This window comes from Pseudomonas sp. M1 (assembly GCF_022760135.1).
Taxonomy (GTDB): domain Bacteria; phylum Pseudomonadota; class Gammaproteobacteria; order Pseudomonadales; family Pseudomonadaceae; genus Pseudomonas; species Pseudomonas citronellolis.
Genome location: NZ_CP094343.1, coordinates 6,892,084 through 6,908,927 on the forward strand (window position 1 = coordinate 6,892,084; position 16,844 = coordinate 6,908,927).

A 16,844-nucleotide genomic window follows, 5' to 3' on the forward strand; every position below is an offset into this window, starting at 1 on the left:
TTATCCACAACCCGCGCCACCTCGGCCACGCTGCGTTGCAGTTGCTCGCTGGTGGCCAGTACCGCGCCGATCAGCTGGCGCTGGCCTTCGAGGAAGCGGTTGAAGCCGCGGGCCAGGTCGCCCAGCTCGTCGGCGCGGGCATCGTCCAGGCGGCGGGTCAGGTCGCCGCCGCCGGCGCCGATGTCCAGCAGCGCCGTGGTCACCTGGCGGATCGGCCGCACCAGGCCGCGGGCCAGCAATACCACCAGGCCCAGGCAGAGCAGCGCCACCGCCGCGCCGGCCAGGCCGGAGAGGCGCAGGGCCTGGCGCGCGTCGGCGTAGACCTCGGCCTCCGCCACCTCGCTGACCAGCGTCCAGCCCAGGTCGCGCAGCGGCAGGCTGGCGGCCAGGTAGGTTTCGCCGTCGCGCTCGAAGCGGCTGCTCTGGAAGCCCGGATGGCCGAGCAGCGCCTGCGCCGCGTCGCCGCCCACCAGGTCGGCCAGGGCCTTGCCGCGGGTCCGGGCCGGGTCGGGGTGGATCTGCACCTGGCCGTCGTTCTTCACCAGGTACACGCGGCCGGACTGGCCGAAGCGGAAGTCGCGGATCAGCCTGGACAGCTCGTCCATGCGCAGGCCCAGGCCGGCGATGCCCAGCAGCTTGCCGTCGCGCTCGACGCGGCGGTCGATGAACAGCGTGAGTTCGCCGCTGCCGACGTCGGTGTCGATGTTCAGCACCTGCGGCCGGCCGCTGTCGACGAAGCGGAAGTACCAGGCGTCCTGCGGGTTGTCGCGGGACAGCGTGCGTTCCTTGCCCTTGTCGCTGTAGTAGGCATCGCTGGCCTGGCTGGCGATGAGCGCGGCGAAGGCCCGCTGCGAAGTGCGGATGCCGCCCAGGTAGCGGACGAAGTCGGCCTGCCGCGCCGGGTCCTCGCCGGCGGCCAGCCAGTCCTGCACCAGGCTGTTGTCGGCGATGCCGGCGGCGGCGGTGAGCGGGCCGGTGAGCTGGCGCTCGAAGTCGTTGGCGATGGCCTGGATGCTCGCCGGCAGCGCCTGTTCGAGCAGGTAGCGCTCGCTCAAGCGGTTGACCAGCACGGCGTAGAGGCCGAGTACGATGAGCAGGCTGAGCAGCAGGGCGCTGCCCATGCTGAGGATGAGTTGGGTCTGGATGCTGCGAAGGCGCATGTTCTTGTTGTCCTCTTGGCACGCGGCGAATCCGTTCGCGGCGGGAGACGGGCGTAGGGAAGGGGCCGAAGAGGTTATCGGCGGGGCCGGGGAAAACTGTTGTCCCGTCGGTCAGGTTTTTTGGGGTTGGCTGGGGTGGCCGATGCGCCGGGCCCGGAACACCCCGGACAGGCGCTTCGAGGCCGAATCCGGGGCGCGCCTGGGGTCGAGGTCAAACGGCGGATAACCGCGAACGGTTATTCGCCCTACGTATGGTTTGCCTCGCTGCACAGGGCTTTCCATTCGACGCCGCTGCGCGTGGTGCGCGGCGGGGCGTCCCGGTGGTAGCGGGCGATGACCTGGGCGGCCACGGCGATGGCCACTTCCAGCGGGCGCTTGCCGGGCACCTCGGGCAGGCCGATGGGGCAGTGCAGGGATTCGATGGCGGCTGGGGAAAAGCCGCGCTGCTCCAGGCGCATGTGGAAGCGCTGGGCCTTGGTGCGCGAGCCGATCATGCCGAGGAAGCCGGCGTCGCCGCGCTTGAGCACGGCCTCGGCGAGAGCGTAGTCCAGCGGGTGGTTGTGGGTCATGATCAGGTAGTAGCTGCCCGGCGCGGCTTTATCCACAGCCTCCAGCGGTTCGTCCAGCAGGCTGCAGCGCACCCCTGTGGGTAACTCGGCGGGGAATTCCGCGGCGCGGCTGTCCACCCATTCCAGGCGCAGCGGCAGCCCGGCCAGCAGCGGCGCCAGGGCGCGGCCGACGTGGCCGGCGCCGAACAGCAGCACCTGCGGCCCGCGCACCGCGAAGCACTCGAACAGCAGGCTGGCGCGGCCGCCGCAGCATTGGCCCAGGCGTGCGCCGAGGGGGAAGTGCTCCAGGCTCTGCGCGTCCTTGCCGGCCAGCAGCAGCTGGCGCGCGTGCTCGGTGGCGGCCAGTTCCAGGTGGCCGCCGCCGATGGTGTCGTAGCAGGCGTCGGCGGTGACCAGCATCTTGCAGCCGGCCTCGCGCGGGGTGGAGCCCTGCACGCCGATGACGGTGACCAGCACGTAGGGCTCGGCGCCGTCGCGCAGGCGGGCGATGGCGTCCATCCAGGTGGGGGTCATGGGGTGGGCTCCTGGGGTGGGTTGCTGGTGTTGGTTGGGTACTTCTGTGCTGGCGGTGAGGTGGGTTCCCTCTCCCCAGCCCTCTCCCTGAAGGGAGAGGGGGCTTGTTCGGTGTGGCGGGAAACTGATGGCGCTGGAGATTTATCCACAGTTTCCGGCTGGCTCCATTGTTTCGCTTCACGCGAAACGGTCCCCTCTCCCTCCGGGAGAGGGCTAGGGTGAGGGCATGCCGCGTCTTCCAGCGAACCATCCACAGCCCACCCCTTCAACGCCTCGCACGCCCACAACACCCGCTCCGGCGTAGCCGGCGTATCCAGCGCCGGGCTCACCCGGTAGTCCGCCAGGCTGGCGATGGCGTCGCGCAGGGCCGACCACACCGAGATGGCCAGCATGAACGGCGGCTCGCCCACGGCCTTGGACAGGTACACGCTGTCTTCCTCGTTGGGCCGGTCGAACAGGGCCACGCGGAAGTCTTCCGGCACGTCGCTCACCGCCGGGATCTTGTAGGTCGCCGGCCCCGTGGTGAGCAGGCGGCCCTTGGCGTCCCACTTCAGTTCCTCGCTGGTCAGCCAGCCCATGCCCTGGACGAAACCGCCCTCGATCTGGCCGATGTCGACGGCCGGGTTCAGGCTGCGGCCCACGTCGTGGAGGATGTCCACCCGCAGCAGGCGGTATTCGCCGGTCAGGCTGTCTACTTCCACCTCGGACACCGCCGCGCCATAGGCGAAGTAGAAGAACGGATGGCCCTGGCCGGTCTCGCGGTCGTAGTGGATCTTCGGCGTGCGGTAGAAGCCGGTGGCCGACAGCTGCACCCGCGCGAAGTAGGCGGCCTGCACCACCTCGGCGAAGTCCAGCGCCTTGTCCCGGACTTGCACCTGGCCGTGGGCGAAGCGCACTTCCTGGGGCGTCACGCCCTCGCGCGCGGCGAGGAATTCCGCCAGCCGCGCCTTCAGCGTGCGGGCCGCGTCGCGGGCGGCCATGCCGTTCAGGTCGGTGCCGCTGGAGGCCGCGGTGGGCGAGGTGTTGGGCACCTTGTCGGTGCGCGTGGCGGTGATGCTCACGCGCTCCAGCGGCACCTGGAATTCCTCGGCGACGATCTGCGCCACCTTGGTGTTCAGGCCCTGGCCCATCTCGGTGCCGCCATGGTTCAGCTGGATGCTGCCGTCGGTGTACAGGTGGATGAGCGCGCCGGCCTGGTTCAGGTGCTGGGCGGTGAAGCTGATGCCGAACTTCACCGGCGTCAGCGCCAGGCCGCGCTTGAGTATTGGGCTGCCTGCATTGGAGGCAGTGATGGCGGCGCGGCGGGCGCGATAGTCGCTGCTGGCTTCCAGGCGTTCGATCAGCTCGCCCAGCAGGTTGTGTTCCACGCGCTGGTGGTAGGGCGTGAGGTCGCGGCCGCTGCCGCCGTAGAGGTTGAGCTTGCGCACGTCCAGCGGGTCCTGGCCGACGGCGCGGGCGATGTCGTCCATGGCGCGTTCGATCAGCATCATGCCCTGGGGCCCGCCGAAGCCGCGGAAGGCGGTGTGCGAAACGATGTTGGTGAAGCTGCGGTAGCCGGCCACGGCCACGTCGGGGATGAAGTAGGCGTTGTCGGCGTGGAACATGGCGCGGTCGACGATGGCGTCGGAGAGGTCCGGCGAGTGGCCGCAGTCGCCCACCACTTCCAGTTGCGCGGCGAGCAGCCGGCCCTCGGCGTCGAAGCCCACGCGGTAGCGGTTGTGGAAGGGGTGGCGCTTGCCGGTGGCGCGCATGTCGTCGGCGCGCGGCAGGCGCAGCTTCACCGCGCATCCGGTCTTGCGCGCCAGCAGCGCGGCCAGGCAGGCCCAGGGCGCGGCCTGGGTTTCCTTGCCGCCGAAGCCGCCGCCCATGCGCCGCACTTCCACGGTGACCTTGGCCAGGGGGATGGCCAGCACCTCGGCCACCAGCTTCTGCACCTCGCTGGGGTGCTGGCTGGAGGTGAACACGAACATGCCGCCGTCGTCCGTGGGCTGCGCCATGGACACCTGGCCTTCGAGGTAGAAGTGCTCCTGGCCGCCAACGAACTGGCTGGCCTGCAGCACGTAGGGCGCGGCGGCCAGGCCGTGCTCGGCGTCGCCGCGGCGCATGAAGTGCGGCGGGCGCACGAAGCGTTCCTCGGCCTTGGCCCGCAGCGGGTCCAGCAGCGGCTGTTCCTCGGCGTATTCCACCTTGGCCAGGCGCACGGCGCGGCGGGCCTGCAGCTGGGTTTGCGCGGCCACGGCGAACAGCGCCTGGCCGTGGTACTTCACCCGTTCGCCGGCCAGCAGCGGGTCGCCGGGGAACACCGGGCCGATGTCGGTGTGGCCGGGCACGTCGTCCAGGGTCAGCACGGCGACCACGCCGGGGGCGTTGCGCACAGCCTCCAGGTCCAGCTTGTGGATAACCCCGCAGGCGATGTCCGTGAGGCCGACGGCGGCGTGCAGCAGCTCGCGCGGTTCCTTGATGTCGTCGACGTAGCGCGCCGCGCCGCTGACGTGCAGCTCGGCGCTGTCGTGGGGCCGGGCCTGGCCGGCGCTGCGGGTTTCGCTGGCGCCGCCGTTGGCGGCCAGGGGAGGCAGGCTACGCATGGCGCACCTCCGCAGGGGTTGCCGTGTATTCCACTAATGCGCGTTGCAGCAGGTTCTGCGCCACCTTCAGGCGATAGGCGGCGCTGGCGCGCAGGTCGTCGATGGGCTGGAAGTCCTCGGCCAGGGCGGCCTGGGCCGCGGCCACGGCGGCGGCGTCGAACGCCCGGCCGCTCAGCGCGGCCTCGCTGCGGCGGCCGCGCAGCGGGGTGGCGGCCATGCCGCCGCAGGCCAGGCGCACCTCGCGCACCAGGCCCTGCTCGTCGAAGTTCAGGCGCAGGGCCAGGCACACGGCGGAGATGTCGTCGTCGCGGCGCTTGGAGACTTTGTCCACACGGAACAGCTGGCCTTCCCTCAACCTGGGGATAACTATCGCCTCGATGTATTCCCCCGGCTGCAGCACGCTCTGCCGGTAGCCGGTGAAGAAGCCGTCGATGGCGATTTCGCGCAGCTGTCCGGCGCGGCGTAGACGCAGGCGTGTATCCAGGGCCAGCAGCACCGGCGGCATGTCGCCGATGGGCGAGGCGTTGGCGATGTTGCCGCCGAGGGTGCCGCGCTGGCGGATCTGCAGCGAGCCCAGGCGTTCCAGCAGCTCGGGCACGCCGGGGAAGGCGCGCAGCGCGTCCGTACAGTCGGCATAGGGCCGCGCGGCGCCGATCAGCAAGTGATCGGGGTATTCCTCCAGGCGGCGCAGCTCGGCCACGCGCTCCAGGTGGATCAACTGCGGGAAGCGCTTCAATGCCTGGGTCGCTTCCAGGGCCAGGTCGGTGGCGCCGGCCACTAGGCGCGCCTGTGGATGGTTCATCAACAGGGTGTCCAGCTCTTCCAGCGTGGTAGGCAGCCAGGCGTGCTGTTCGCCGTCGTCCAGGCTGGCGCCGGCGGGCAGGGCGCGCAGGCGTTCGGCGGTGGCGCGTTCGGCGTCGCTGAAGCGATCCCTGTGCGTGTCGCCGGCGATGCGCCTGGCGGCTTCGAGGATCGGCCGGTAGCCGGTGCAGCGGCACAGGTTGCCGGAAAGGGCCGTCAGCGCGCTCTCGCGGTCGAGCTCGCAGGCCGCGTGGCGCCAGGCGAACAGCGACATGACGATGCCCGGCGTGCAGAAGCCGCACTGCGCGCCGTGGCAGTCCACCATGGCCTGCTGCACCGGGTGCAGGCGTTCGCCCTCGGCGAGGCTTTCCACCGTCAGCAGCTGGCGCCCGTGCAGCGAGCCCAGCGGGGTGATGCAGGCGTTCACCGCGCGGTAGCGCAGGCCCTCGCCGTCGGGTTCGGCGAGCACCAGGGTGCAGGCGCCGCAGTCGCCGGAGGCGCAGCCCTCCTTGGTGCCGGTGCGCCCCAGCTGGGTGCGCAGGTAGTCGAGCAGGCTCGTTTCCGGCGCCAGGCCGTCCACCTGGCGCAGCTCGTCGTCGAGCAGGAACTGGATCATGCGTAACCTCGCTGGAGCGCGCTCGCGGCGCCTGCCGGGGGCGGGCCTGACGCGGCGGCAAAGCTGTCCATGTGGTCAGGTAATGCACGAACTCTGCCAGCCGAAAGGGCCGGCTCCATAAGCTAAAGCATAGGCTTGCGGCGCTTTTTGACCAGCTGGCCAGGAAACTGCTTCGGCCCCCGCCACTGGTGAAGCCCGCCCATGCCCACAGCCCCTGGCGGCCGTGCTTATAGGCCTCAGGCGGAGCGCTGCGGTGTGAACGCTTTTCGTAGGATGGGTTGAGCTTGCGAAACCCATGCGGTTGCGGCGATGGGTATCGCTTCGCTCAACGCCATCCTGCGACGGTGCTGCTTCAGGGATAGGTCATGGCCCGCACCGGCATCTCCGCTGCGGCTGATGGCTTGCGGGCTGCCGTTGGTCGGGAAGATGCTCTTCGCCCAGGATGCGCTGGTCTACCTCGTTCGCGCGGTTAGCCCCGGTGTCCCTGGGGCAGCCGTGGAAGGCCGGGCACCGAGCTGTCACGAGGCGGTCGTGTCGGTTGTGCAGGATGGAGGATGGCATCGCTCATCGATAGCGGTGCTCTTCCTTTTATAAGTCCGCTGATAGAGAAAGCCAATTTGTTTGATGGCCTAAATCAATGGGCCATCCGGGCTAATAGTGGATAATCTTGCCCACGTCGAATTTCATAACCAATTCGATCAACCCATCTCTACGAGGAATGCCGAATGAACCTGATCAACACCCAAGTCCAACCGTTCAAGGTCAACGCCTTCCACAACGGCAAGTTCATCGAAGTCACCGAGCAGTCCCTGAAGGGCAAGTGGTCGGTCCTGATCTTCATGCCGGCAGCCTTCACCTTCAACTGCCCGACCGAGATCGAAGACGCCGCCAACAACTACGCCGCCTTCCGCGACGCTGGCGCCGAAGTCTACATCGTCACCACCGACACCCACTTCTCCCACAAGGTCTGGCACGAAACCTCCCCGGCCGTGGGCAAGGCCCAGTTCCCGCTGATCGGCGACCCGACCCACCAGCTGACCAACGCCTTCGGCGTGCACATCCCGGAAGAAGGCCTGGCCCTGCGCGGCACCTTCGTGATCAACCCGGAAGGCGTGATCAAGACCGTCGAGATCCACAGCAACGAGATCGCCCGTGACGTGTCCGAGACCCTGCGCAAGCTGAAAGCCGCCCAGTACACCGCCGCCCACCCGGGCGAAGTCTGCCCGGCCAAGTGGAAAGAAGGCGAGAAGACCCTGGCTCCCTCCCTGGACCTGGTCGGCAAGATCTAAGTAACACCCTCCCCCGGCGGACGGCCCCCACAAGGGCCGCCCGTCCTGCCCAAAGCCTACCCGCAAGCGTGCAGGGCGGACGCACAGCGTCCGCCGCGGGAACCCTTTTGCCCGAATTTCGTAGGAGCTGAATTCATGTTGGACGCCAATCTTAAGACCCAGTTGAAGGCCTACCTGGAAAAGGTCACCCAGCCGTTCGAGATAGTCGCGTCCCTCGATGACAGCGACAAATCCCGCGAGCTGAGCGAACTGCTGCACGACATCGTCGGCCTGACCGACAAGATCACTCTGCGCGAAGACGGCAGCGACGAACGCAAGCCGTCCTTCTCGCTGAACCGCCCGGGTGCGGACATCGGCCTGCGTTTCGCCGGTATCCCCATGGGCCACGAATTCACCTCCCTGGTGCTGGCCCTGCTGCAGGTCGGCGGCCACCCGTCCAAGCTCGAGCCCGAAGTCATCGAGCAGGTCAAGGGTATCCAGGGCAGGTTCGAGTTCGAAACCTACTTCTCGCTGTCCTGCCAGAACTGCCCGGACGTGGTCCAGGCGCTGAACCTGATGGCGGTGCTCAACCCCAACATCCGCCACGTCGCCATCGACGGCGCGCTGTTCCAGGACGAGGTGGAAAAGCGCCAGATCATGTCGGTGCCGAGCATCTACCTGAACGGCGAAGTCTTCGGCGCGGGCCGCATGGGCGTGGAGGAAATCCTCGCCAAGATCGACACCGGCGCCGCCGCTCGCGAAGCCGAGAAGCTGGCCGCCAAGGAAGCCTTCGACGTGCTGGTGGTGGGCGGTGGCCCGGCCGGCGCCTCGGCGGCCATCTACGCCGCGCGCAAGGGCATCCGCACCGGCGTCGCCGCCGAGCGCTTCGGTGGCCAGGTGCTGGACACCATGGCCATCGAGAACTTCATCTCGGTGAAGGAAACCGAAGGCCCGAAACTGGCCCGCGCGCTGGAAGAGCACGTGAAGCAGTACGAGGTCGACATCATGAACCTGCAGCGCGCCAGCGCGCTGGTTCCGGCGAAGAATGCCGGCGAGCTGCACGAAGTGAAGTTCGAGGGCGGCGGCAGCCTCAAGGCCAAGACCGTGATCCTCGCCACCGGCGCCCGCTGGCGTGAGATGGGCGTGCCCGGCGAGCAGGAATACAAGGCCAAGGGCGTGTGCTTCTGCCCGCACTGCGACGGCCCGCTGTTCAAGGGCAAGCGCGTGGCGGTGATCGGCGGCGGCAACTCCGGCGTCGAGGCGGCCATCGACCTGGCCGGCATCGTCGCCCACGTGACCCTGCTGGAGTTCGACAGCAAGCTGCGCGCCGACGCCGTGCTGCAACGCAAGCTGTACAGCCTGCCGAACGTGGACGTGATCACCAGCGCCCTGACCAGCGAAGTGAAGGGCGACGGCCAGAAGGTCACCGGCCTGGTCTACAAGGACCGCAACTCGGAAGAGTTCAAATCGGTGGAGCTGGAGGGCATCTTCGTGCAGATCGGCCTGCTGCCGAACACCGAGTGGCTCAAGGGCAGCGTCGAGCTGACCCCGCGCGGCGAGATCATCGTCGATGCGCGCGGCGAGACTTCGCTGCCGGGTATCTTCGCCGCCGGTGACGTGACTACGGTGCCGTACAAGCAGATCGTGATTGCGGTGGGCGAGGGGGCGAAGGCTTCGTTGTCGGCCTTCGATCACCTGATCCGTAGTTCTGCGCCGGCCTGATGACCTCGCGCTAGTCAAAACGCCCGGTTCACTTGAGTGAGCCGGGCGTTTTTCTTTGTGGGTGTTTGGCCGGGGGTCGATGGGGTTCGGGGGTGAGTTGGGTTCCCTCTCCCCAGCCCTCTCCCTGAAGGGAGAGGGGGCTAGTTCGTGCCGAGAGATGGAAGGGTTTCAGCCGGACACCTCCGGCGTCGCCGGCTGACTCTAAAACACCCAGCCCTGCCCAACGGTCCCCTCTCCCTTCAGGGAGAGGGTTAGGGAGAGGGCCGCGGCATCCCCGCCACACCAGAAATCACCGCCGAACACCTTCTCCTCGTAGGAGCGAGCTTGCTCGCGAACAGCTTGGCACCGGACCCCGACAGGTTCGCGAGCAAGCTCGCTCCTACGAAAAGCCTCCAGCCTCTAGCCTCCAGCCCGCAAGCATCAAAGAATCGGCGAAACCAACCGCGCCACCCGCATCCCCAACTGCTGCAACTGCCCGCTGCGCTCCGTGCCCAGCTCCACCGCCTGCTCGAAATCCGCCAGCAGCATGCTCTCCACGTCGCGGGCGAAGGCTTCGTCCACCGTCACCAGCATGATCTCGAAGTTCAGCCGGAACGAGCGGTTGTCCAGGTTGGCGCTGCCCACCGCGGCGCAGTCGTGGTCCACCAGCACCACCTTCTGGTGCAGGAAGCCCGGCTGGTAGCGGTACACCTTCACCCCGGCGCGCACCGCGTCCTGGGCGTAGAGGCTGGAGGCGGCGTAGACGGTGCGGTGGTCCGGGCGCGAGGGCAGCAGGATGCGCACGTCCACGCCGCGCAGCGCGGCCAGGCGCAGGGCCGAGCTGACCGCCTCGTCGGGGATGAAGTACGGGGTGGTTATCCACACCCTTTCGCTGGCCGCGTTGATCATCTCGACGAAGAACAGCGAGCAGGTTTCCTGCTTGTCCGCCGGGCCGCTGGCCAGCACCTGGCAGATCACCCCCTGCTCGTCGTAGCTGTCCGGCAGCAGCAGGGTGGGCAGGGCGTGGGTGGCCCAGAACCAGTCCTCGGCGAAGCACTCCTGCAGGCAGGCCACGGCCGGGCCGCGCAGTTCCACGTGGGTGTCGCGCCAGGGCGACAGCGGCGGCTTCTCGCCCAGGTATTCGACGCCGACGTTGTGCCCGCCGACGAAGCCGCGCAGGCCGTCGACCACCACCACCTTGCGGTGGTTGCGGAAGTTCAGCTGGAAGCGGTTGATCGCCCCGTGGCCGGTGCTGAAGGCCTGCACCTGCACGCCGCCGGCGCGCAGGCGCTCGACGTAGCGCCCGGGCAGGCCGTGGCTGCCGATGGCGTCGTAGAGCAGGAAGACTTCCACGCCGTTGGCCGCGCGCTCCAGCAGCAGCTGCGCCAGGCGCTGGCCGAGGGCGTCGTCGCGGACGATGAAGAACTGCACCAGCACCACCTGCCTGGCCTGGGCGATGGCCTCGAAGATGGCGTCGAAGGTGGCCTTGCCGTTGACCAGCAGGCGCACGTGATTGTTCGCCAGGGTCGGCATGCGCGCCAGCGCGGTCAGGGCCTTGAGCGCCTTGTAGTTCTCCGACTGGCTTGCCGTAAGGGCCTCTTCCACCCAGGGCCGCCAGTCCAGCTCGGCGGCGGCCAGGTGCATCTCCTCGTTGGCCTGGCGCCGCGCGCCTATGTAGGCGTCGAAGCGGCTGCGGCCGAACACCAGGTAGGGCAGCAGGGTGAGCAGCGGCATGAACACCAGGGAAATGGCCCAGGCGATGGCGCCCTGCGCGGTACGCACGGTGAGCACCGCGTGGACGGCGGCGACCACGCCGAGGATCTGGATGGCCACCAGGAAATGGGCGATGTAGGCGGAGTAATGCATGCGCGCGAACGAGTCCTTCTGCCGTGCGTGTTAGCGCAGCTTAGCCTCGCTCGGGGGGCCGCGGCCATCCCGGCAGTTCGCCACGCCAGGTTTCGTAGGCCTTGCCCAGGCGCAGCACGCTCATGGGGGACTCCGGTAGGGAACCATGGCACGACCCTGGCCTATTGCGGGGGAAAGCGGCGTAGGGCGGATAACGCTCCGCGTTATCCGCCGTTTGGCCTTGGTCGACGAACGGGAGGAGGCCAACCGGGCGCTTTCGGGAGGGGCCGGTGGCTTTGGGTGTTCTGGCCCGCCCGTGGTTCCCTCTCCCCAGCCCTCTCCCTGAAGGGAGAGGGGGCTTGTTCGTGCCGAGAGGAGGAGGGGTTTCAGCCAGTAATCTCTGTGCTAGCCGGCTAACGCCGAAACATCAGCGCACTCCGAACGGTCCCCTCTCCCTTCAGGGAGAGGGTTAGGGAGAGGGCGCTCTTCAGGACAAGCCCCAAAGCCCCGGCAGAACACTGTTCGCGAGCAAGCTCGCTCCTACGAAAAGCAAAGAGCAAAGAGCAAAGAGCGAAGAGCGCGAACGAGCGCTACTCAGGGCCTTGGCACCAACGCCGGCAGCAGCTGCCGCGAAATCGCCTCGCGCACCGCCGGCAGCAGCGTCGCGTTGCCGCCCAGCATCTCCTCCACCAGCCGGCGCAGGGCCATGGAGCGTTCGGGGGTGAGGGCGCGCACCGCGTATTCGCAGGCCTGTTCCGCGGTGACGTCCGGCGGAACGGCGAAGCCCAGCGCCTGCAGGCGTTCGCGGAAATCGTCCTGGTCGATCAGGTCGGCGTGCATCATCGCGGAGTCCTCCGTGAGGTTGGGCTTCCCCGGATTCTCGGAACAGCGCCGGCCGGGCGCAAGCACCCGGCCGGCGGAGTGTCCTTCACAGGCAAGAGCAGGTCGTTTTCCGACCGGGACGGCCCGCGACCGGCTTTAGTTCAGGCCGAGCTTGCCGCGCAGGGTCGAAAGGTCCTCGGCCAGGGTGTTGACCGGCCCGGCCAGGGCCTTGCGGTCCTTGGCGCTGAGCTTGTCGTAGGTCTGGTAGCCGCCGTCCCTGGTCTTGTACTTGGCGAGGATGCCGTCGACCGTGGCGAAGTTCTTCTCCACCTTGGCGACGAAGGCCGGGTCCTGCTTGGCCAGTTGCGAGCGGAACAGTTCGACGATCTTCTTGGCGCCGTCGACGTTGCCCTGGAAGTCGTACAGGTCGGTGTGGCTGTAGCGATCTTCCTCGCCGCTGACCTTGGTCGCGGCCACTTCCTCCATCAGCGCGGCGGCGCCGCCGACCACCTTCTCCGGCGGGAAGGGCAGGCCTTCCACGCGCTTGCGCAGCTCGTGCACGTCGGCCATCAGCTTGTCGGCCAGCGGGCCCAGGCCTTCGGTGCTGTTCTTGCTGAACAGGCCGTACTCGATGCGGTGGAAACCGGTGAAGTCCGGGGCGTCGACCTTCTTCTCGTGGTCGTCCTCGCGGGAGTCGATGGCGCTGTCCAGGTCGCTGAACAGCTCGGCCACCGGTTCGATCGACTCATAGAACACGCGGGTCGGCGCGTAGAGCTTCTTCGCCGTGGCCAGGTCGCCCTGCTTCACCGCGTCGGTGAACTGCTGGGTGCGCTTGACCAGCTCGTCGAGGTTGTCGGTGACATAGAGCTTGTAGTCGGCGATGGGGCCGACCAGGTCCAGCGGCGAGCCGGTGGCGGCGAAGGTGGCCAGCGGCGCGGCGAGCAGGCCGAGGCTGAACAGCAGGGCGAGGGAGGTGCGTTTCATGTCCGGTGGCTCCAGTGCGTTGTCGTTGTTCAGGCCAGCAGGCTGCGGCCGAGGAAGTCGTCCGGCCCGGTGACCCCGGGCAGGACGAAGAAGTAGCCGCCGCCTTGCGGCTTCAGGTATTCCTCCAGCGGCTCGCCGTTCAGGCGCGTCTGCACGGCGATGAAGCCGCGCGCCAGGTCCGCCTGGTAGCAGATGAACAGCAGGCCCATGTCCAACTGGCCGTTGCTGGCCGCGCCGTTGGAGTAGTTGAACGGCCGGCGCAGGATGAGGTTGGCCTGGCTCTGCGCGGTGCGCGGGTTGGCCAGGCGGATGTGGGCGTCCAGCGGCGTGCGCTTGCCCTCGGTGTCGCGGGCGTAGTCCGGCACGTCGGTTTCCACCCGGCCGTCGTGGGGCGCGCCGCTGGCCTTGATCCGGCCGATGATGCTTTCCTGCTCCTGCAGCGGCGTGCGGTCCCAGCGTTCGACGAAGTTGCGGATGATGCGCACCGCCTGGTAGCTGCCGCCCGCCGCCCAGGCCGGCTCGCCGCTGCCGGGCTGCACCCAGACGATGCGGCGCATGGCCGCCTCGTCGCTGGAGTCGGGGTTGGCCGAGCCGTCGCGGAAGCCCAGGAAGTTGCGCGCGCTTTCGGTGGGCTGGCCGGGGCGGCTGGGCTGCACCGGCACGCTGCCTTCCTGCTTCCAGCGCACCAGCAGCAGGTCCGGGGTGTTCTTCACGATGTCGCGCAGCGCGTGGATGTTGGTGTCCGGGGTGTTGGCGCAGAACTGCAGGCACAGGTCGCCGTGGCAGCGCGCCGGGTCCAGGGCGTCGTTGGGGAAGCCGGCCATGGGTTGCAGGTGGCGTGGCTTGCGCGCCGCCAGGCCGAAGCGCTCGTCGAACAGCGAATCGCCCACCGAGACGGTGACGGTCAGGTTGTCCGGGATCACCACCGGGCCGAGGATGCCCGAGTCCAGCGGCGGCAGCTTGGGGTCGACCTGTTGCACCGCTCCGCCGGCCATGAGGAAGCGGATGCGCTCGTCGAGCACCCGGAACAGCCGCTCCAGGCCGGCGCGGTCGCTGGCCAGCACGTCGAAGGCGACGATCATCCCGGCCGCCGGGCGCGGCGTGACTATGCCCGGCTGGTGGCGGCCGAACCAGGCGTTGCGCTCCTGGGTGCGTTCGCTGGCCGGCGCGTGGGTGACGGCCGCGGTGTCGGCGGCCCGCGCCGGGCCCGCCAGGCTGGCGCCGGCCAGGGCCACGCCGGCGGCGCCGAGGCCGAGCAGCACGCGGCGGCGTTGGGCGTTGGCGGGGCTGTCGTCGTTACTGTGCATCGGTACTTCCTCTGATCAGGGTTGGGCCAGGCCCAGGGCCGGCGCCACGGCGTCCAGCGCCTCGGCCAGGCGGGTGGCCGCGGCGGCCAGCTGCTGGCGCTGGGAGGCCGTGACCTGGTCGTAGGGCCTGCCGGCCAGTGGCGCGAGGCCGGTGTCGAGCGCCGCGGCGGCGGCGTCCAGGCGCGCGGGCAGTTCGGGGGCCTTGCGTTGCAGCAGCGGGCGCAACAGGTCGATGACCTTGCGCGCGCCTTCCAGGTTGGCGGCGAAGCCGGCCAGGTCGCTGTGGCTGTAGCGTTCCTCGTCGCCGTTCACGCGTTGCTCGGCCAGGTTGCGCAGCAGCCGCGCGGCGTTGTCGGAGAGCTGTTCGGGCGGCAGCGACTGGGCCATGAGGGCGTCCTTCAGGGCGGCGACGTCGGCCTGCAGTTGCGTGGCGACCGGCGCCAGGCCGGCGGTCGAGTTCTGGGCGAACAGGCCGTACTCGATGCGGTGGAAGCCGCCGAAGGCCGGGTCTTGCTCGCGCTGTTCGAAGGCGTCGGCGCGCGGGGCGATGCGGTTGTCCAGCTCGGCCAGGCGCTGGGCGCTGGCGGCGATGCGCTGGTAGGCGGCGCGGCCTTCCAGGTAATGCGTGCGCGCGGCGGCGAGGTCGTTGGTGGCCAGGGCCTGGCGCAGGGCGTCCAGGGCGCGTTGCAACTGGCGCAGCTGGCCGGCCAGGTAGACGCGGTATTCGGCCAGCGGGGCGACGAAGTCCAGCAGCGGCGAGCGCGCCTGCCGGGCGGCGCTGGCGGCCGCGCTGGGGGTGACGTGCAGGCTGCCGTGGGGGTTGCTGAGCAGGCCGCAGGTGACCTGGTAGTCGCCGGGGGCGAGGTAGGCCGAGAGCGACTGGCTCATGCCCGGGGCGATGTTCTCGCGTTCCTCCACCACCATCACGCCGTCGAGGATTTCCCACTCCACCGCGCGGTCGGAGCGGTTGAGGATGCGGAAGCGCGCCTGCCCTGCCGGCACGCTCAGGACGTTGGGCTGGCAGCCGTGGGGCAGCACCGTGACCTGCACTTCGTCGTTTTCCAGCTTGGCCTGGTGGGCGTGGCGCGCGGCGTAGTAGAAGGCCGCCGCGCCGAGCACGGCCAGCGCCGCCGAGGCCGCCACCGCGGCGTTGAGCAGCAGGCGGCGGGCGCCCACCGGCGGCTGGGGTTCCGGCAGGCTCATTCGGCGGTGCTCCGGGCAGGGGCCGCGGGGCGCGGCGGCAGGAAGAACAGCGTCAGGCTCAGCGCCAGGTAGGCCAGCCAGGCGCCGAGGGTGCTCAGGGTGGGGCTCTGCTGGTAGCCGAACAGCCCGGCCAGCAGCGAGCCCAGGGCGCCGTCCTCGGGCAGGCTGGCGCCGCTGTCCCACAGGGGCGCCTGCAGCAGGTTCCAGACCCCGGCCTCGTGCAGCGAGCGCACCGCGTTGGCGAGGATGCCGGCGGCCACCACCAGGATGAACAGCCCGGTCCAGCGGAAGAAGCGCGCCAGGTTCAGGCGCACGCCGCCGCTGTAGATGCCGTAGCCCAGGGCCACCGCCAGCGCCAGGCCGAGCAGCGCCCCCAGCGGCGCCCCGGGGCCCTCGCTCTGCTGGAACACGGCGAGCAGGAAGAACACCGTCTCCAGGCCCTCGCGGGCCACGGCGAGGAACACCATGGCGATCAGCGCATAACCCTGGTGGCGGGAGTGGAAGGCGTGGTCCAGCGCGGCCTGCAGCTCGCCCTTGATGGAGCGCGCCATCTTGCGCATCCAGAACACCATGGAGGTGAGGATGGCCACCGCGGCCAGGCCCACCAGGGCCTCGAACAGTTCCTGCTGCTTCTGCGGGAACTCGGCGCTGGCCAGCTCCAGCCCGGCGCCGACGAACAGCGCCAGGGCGGCGGCGAGGAACACCCCGATCCACACCGCCGGCATCCAGTGCGCGCGCCCGGTGCGGCGCAGGTAGCTGGCGATGATGCCGACGATGAGCGCGGCCTCCATGCCCTCGCGGAGCATGATCAGGAAGGGGACCAGCATGGTTTCACCTGGGGCAGGGCCGCGCGGCGCGGGGGTCGGCGGCGGCTGAGAATGCAAACAAGAAGGATTCTCGATGTCGTCGCCTTAAGGATTGCTTAAGGGGCCGTGCCTAGTTTCGTTGCCTGTCCGCGGCGGATACGCGCACGTCGTTTTCGGCAAACCCGAAGTTGGCGAAGCAGCCACACTGGAGCCATGCCGCTGCGGTCGATACCGAAGTAGGTGCTTGTCACACTGGGAGCCTTGACGGCTCGCTTTCGTCCCCTGTCGCGCGTCGGGCGCGGCGGGGGATTTTTTTTGTTCGTCCTGGTTGGCTTTTCGTAGGAGCGAGCTTGCTCGCGAATGGCGTTCTGCCGGTCAGGTTCGGTGCATATCCTGAAGAACGCCCTCTCCCTAACCCTCTCCCTGAAGGGAGAGGGGACCGTTGGGCAGATGCTGATGTTCTGGAGTCAGCCGGCTAGCACTGTGATTGCCGGTTGAAACCAAGCCTTCTCTCGGCACGGACAAGCCCCCTCTCCCTTCAGGGAGAGGGTTGGGGAGAGGGAGCGGAGTCAAACCGAGGCACCCAGGCCACCTGGAAACTCCGTTCGCGAGCAAGCTCGCTCCTACGAAAAGCGGAAAAGCGGAAAAGCGGAAAAGCGGAAAA

11 protein-coding genes and 1 pseudogene are annotated in these 16,844 nt (G+C 68.9%); 2 read left to right on the forward strand and 10 right to left on the reverse strand.

The window, feature by feature from the left end; genetic code table 11:
* Window positions 1-98: 98 nt before the first annotated feature.
* From PM1_RS31475 to xdhA, 4 genes and pseudogenes are all read right to left on the reverse strand, one after another.
* Window positions 99-1,160: pseudogene (locus PM1_RS31475) on the reverse strand (HAMP domain-containing protein); the annotation flags it as partial.
* Window positions 1,161-1,405: 245 nt separating this feature from the next.
* A complete protein-coding gene (xdhC, locus tag PM1_RS30660; RefSeq protein ID WP_009614355.1) occupies window positions 1,406-2,242 on the reverse strand; it encodes a xanthine dehydrogenase accessory protein XdhC in 837 nt (278 codons plus the stop codon).
* A complete protein-coding gene (gene xdhB, locus PM1_RS30665) occupies window positions 2,239-4,827 on the reverse strand; it encodes a xanthine dehydrogenase molybdopterin binding subunit (RefSeq protein ID WP_009614353.1) in 2,589 nt (862 codons plus the stop codon). The genes xdhC and xdhB overlap by 4 nt, the downstream gene beginning before the upstream one ends.
* Complete coding sequence (xdhA, locus tag PM1_RS30670; RefSeq protein WP_009614351.1) at window positions 4,820-6,244, reverse strand: xanthine dehydrogenase small subunit; 1,425 nt, start codon at window positions 6,242-6,244, stop codon at window positions 4,820-4,822. The genes xdhB and xdhA overlap by 8 nt, the downstream gene beginning before the upstream one ends.
* Before the next feature lie 725 nt (window positions 6,245-6,969).
* Between xdhA and ahpC the strand changes: the two genes are divergently transcribed.
* Both ahpC and ahpF read left to right on the forward strand, forming a co-directional pair.
* Window positions 6,970-7,533 (forward strand): alkyl hydroperoxide reductase subunit C, encoded by a 564-nt coding sequence (ahpC, locus tag PM1_RS30675; RefSeq protein ID WP_009614349.1) that lies wholly within the window; start codon window positions 6,970-6,972, stop codon window positions 7,531-7,533.
* Window positions 7,534-7,668: 135 nt separating this feature from the next.
* A complete protein-coding gene (ahpF, locus tag PM1_RS30680) occupies window positions 7,669-9,234 on the forward strand; it encodes an alkyl hydroperoxide reductase subunit F (protein WP_009614347.1) in 1,566 nt (521 codons plus the stop codon).
* Window positions 9,235-9,654: 420 nt separating this feature from the next.
* Here ahpF and cls read toward each other — a convergent pair whose 3' ends face one another.
* From cls to efeU, 6 genes are all read right to left on the reverse strand, one after another.
* Window positions 9,655-11,079 carry a cardiolipin synthase gene (gene cls, locus PM1_RS30685; RefSeq protein ID WP_009614345.1) on the reverse strand — a complete coding sequence of 475 codons (1,425 nt, stop codon included), beginning with the start codon at window positions 11,077-11,079 and terminating at the stop codon, window positions 9,655-9,657.
* A 573-nt stretch (window positions 11,080-11,652) separates the two neighbouring features.
* Window positions 11,653-11,901, reverse strand: a complete 249-nt coding sequence (locus tag PM1_RS30690) for a hypothetical protein (protein ID WP_009614343.1) — start codon at window positions 11,899-11,901, stop codon at window positions 11,653-11,655.
* Window positions 11,902-12,036: 135 nt separating this feature from the next.
* A complete protein-coding gene (gene efeO, locus PM1_RS30695) occupies window positions 12,037-12,864 on the reverse strand; it encodes an iron uptake system protein EfeO (protein ID WP_009614341.1) in 828 nt (275 codons plus the stop codon).
* A gap of 29 nt (window positions 12,865-12,893) precedes the next feature.
* Window positions 12,894-14,171, reverse strand: a complete 1,278-nt coding sequence (gene efeB, locus PM1_RS30700; protein ID WP_009614338.1) for an iron uptake transporter deferrochelatase/peroxidase subunit — start codon at window positions 14,169-14,171, stop codon at window positions 12,894-12,896.
* Between the two features lie 15 nt (window positions 14,172-14,186).
* Complete coding sequence (efeO, locus tag PM1_RS30705; RefSeq protein WP_009614337.1) at window positions 14,187-15,374, reverse strand: iron uptake system protein EfeO; 1,188 nt, start codon at window positions 15,372-15,374, stop codon at window positions 14,187-14,189.
* Window positions 15,371-16,201, reverse strand: a complete 831-nt coding sequence (efeU, locus tag PM1_RS30710) for an iron uptake transporter permease EfeU (protein ID WP_009614336.1) — start codon at window positions 16,199-16,201, stop codon at window positions 15,371-15,373. The genes efeO (PM1_RS30705) and efeU overlap by 4 nt, the downstream gene beginning before the upstream one ends.
* Window positions 16,202-16,844 lie beyond the last annotated feature (643 nt).

Coding starts and splice junctions, on each gene's coding strand:
- xdhC (WP_009614355.1), bottom strand. CDS start 2,242: ATGACCCCCACCTGGATGGACGCCATCGCCCGCCTGCGCGACGGCGCC.
- xdhB (WP_009614353.1), bottom strand. CDS start 4,827: ATGCGTAGCCTGCCTCCCCTGGCCGCCAACGGCGGCGCCAGCGAAACC.
- xdhA (WP_009614351.1), bottom strand. CDS start 6,244: ATGATCCAGTTCCTGCTCGACGACGAGCTGCGCCAGGTGGACGGCCTG.
- ahpC (WP_009614349.1), top strand. CDS start 6,970: ATGAACCTGATCAACACCCAAGTCCAACCGTTCAAGGTCAACGCCTTC.
- ahpF (WP_009614347.1), top strand. CDS start 7,669: ATGTTGGACGCCAATCTTAAGACCCAGTTGAAGGCCTACCTGGAAAAG.
- cls (WP_009614345.1), bottom strand. CDS start 11,079: ATGCATTACTCCGCCTACATCGCCCATTTCCTGGTGGCCATCCAGATC.
- PM1_RS30690 (WP_009614343.1), bottom strand. CDS start 11,901: ATGATGCACGCCGACCTGATCGACCAGGACGATTTCCGCGAACGCCTG.
- efeO (WP_009614341.1), bottom strand. CDS start 12,864: ATGAAACGCACCTCCCTCGCCCTGCTGTTCAGCCTCGGCCTGCTCGCC.
- efeB (WP_009614338.1), bottom strand. CDS start 14,171: ATGCACAGTAACGACGACAGCCCCGCCAACGCCCAACGCCGCCGCGTG.
- efeO (WP_009614337.1), bottom strand. CDS start 15,374: ATGAGCCTGCCGGAACCCCAGCCGCCGGTGGGCGCCCGCCGCCTGCTG.
- efeU (WP_009614336.1), bottom strand. CDS start 16,201: ATGCTGGTCCCCTTCCTGATCATGCTCCGCGAGGGCATGGAGGCCGCG.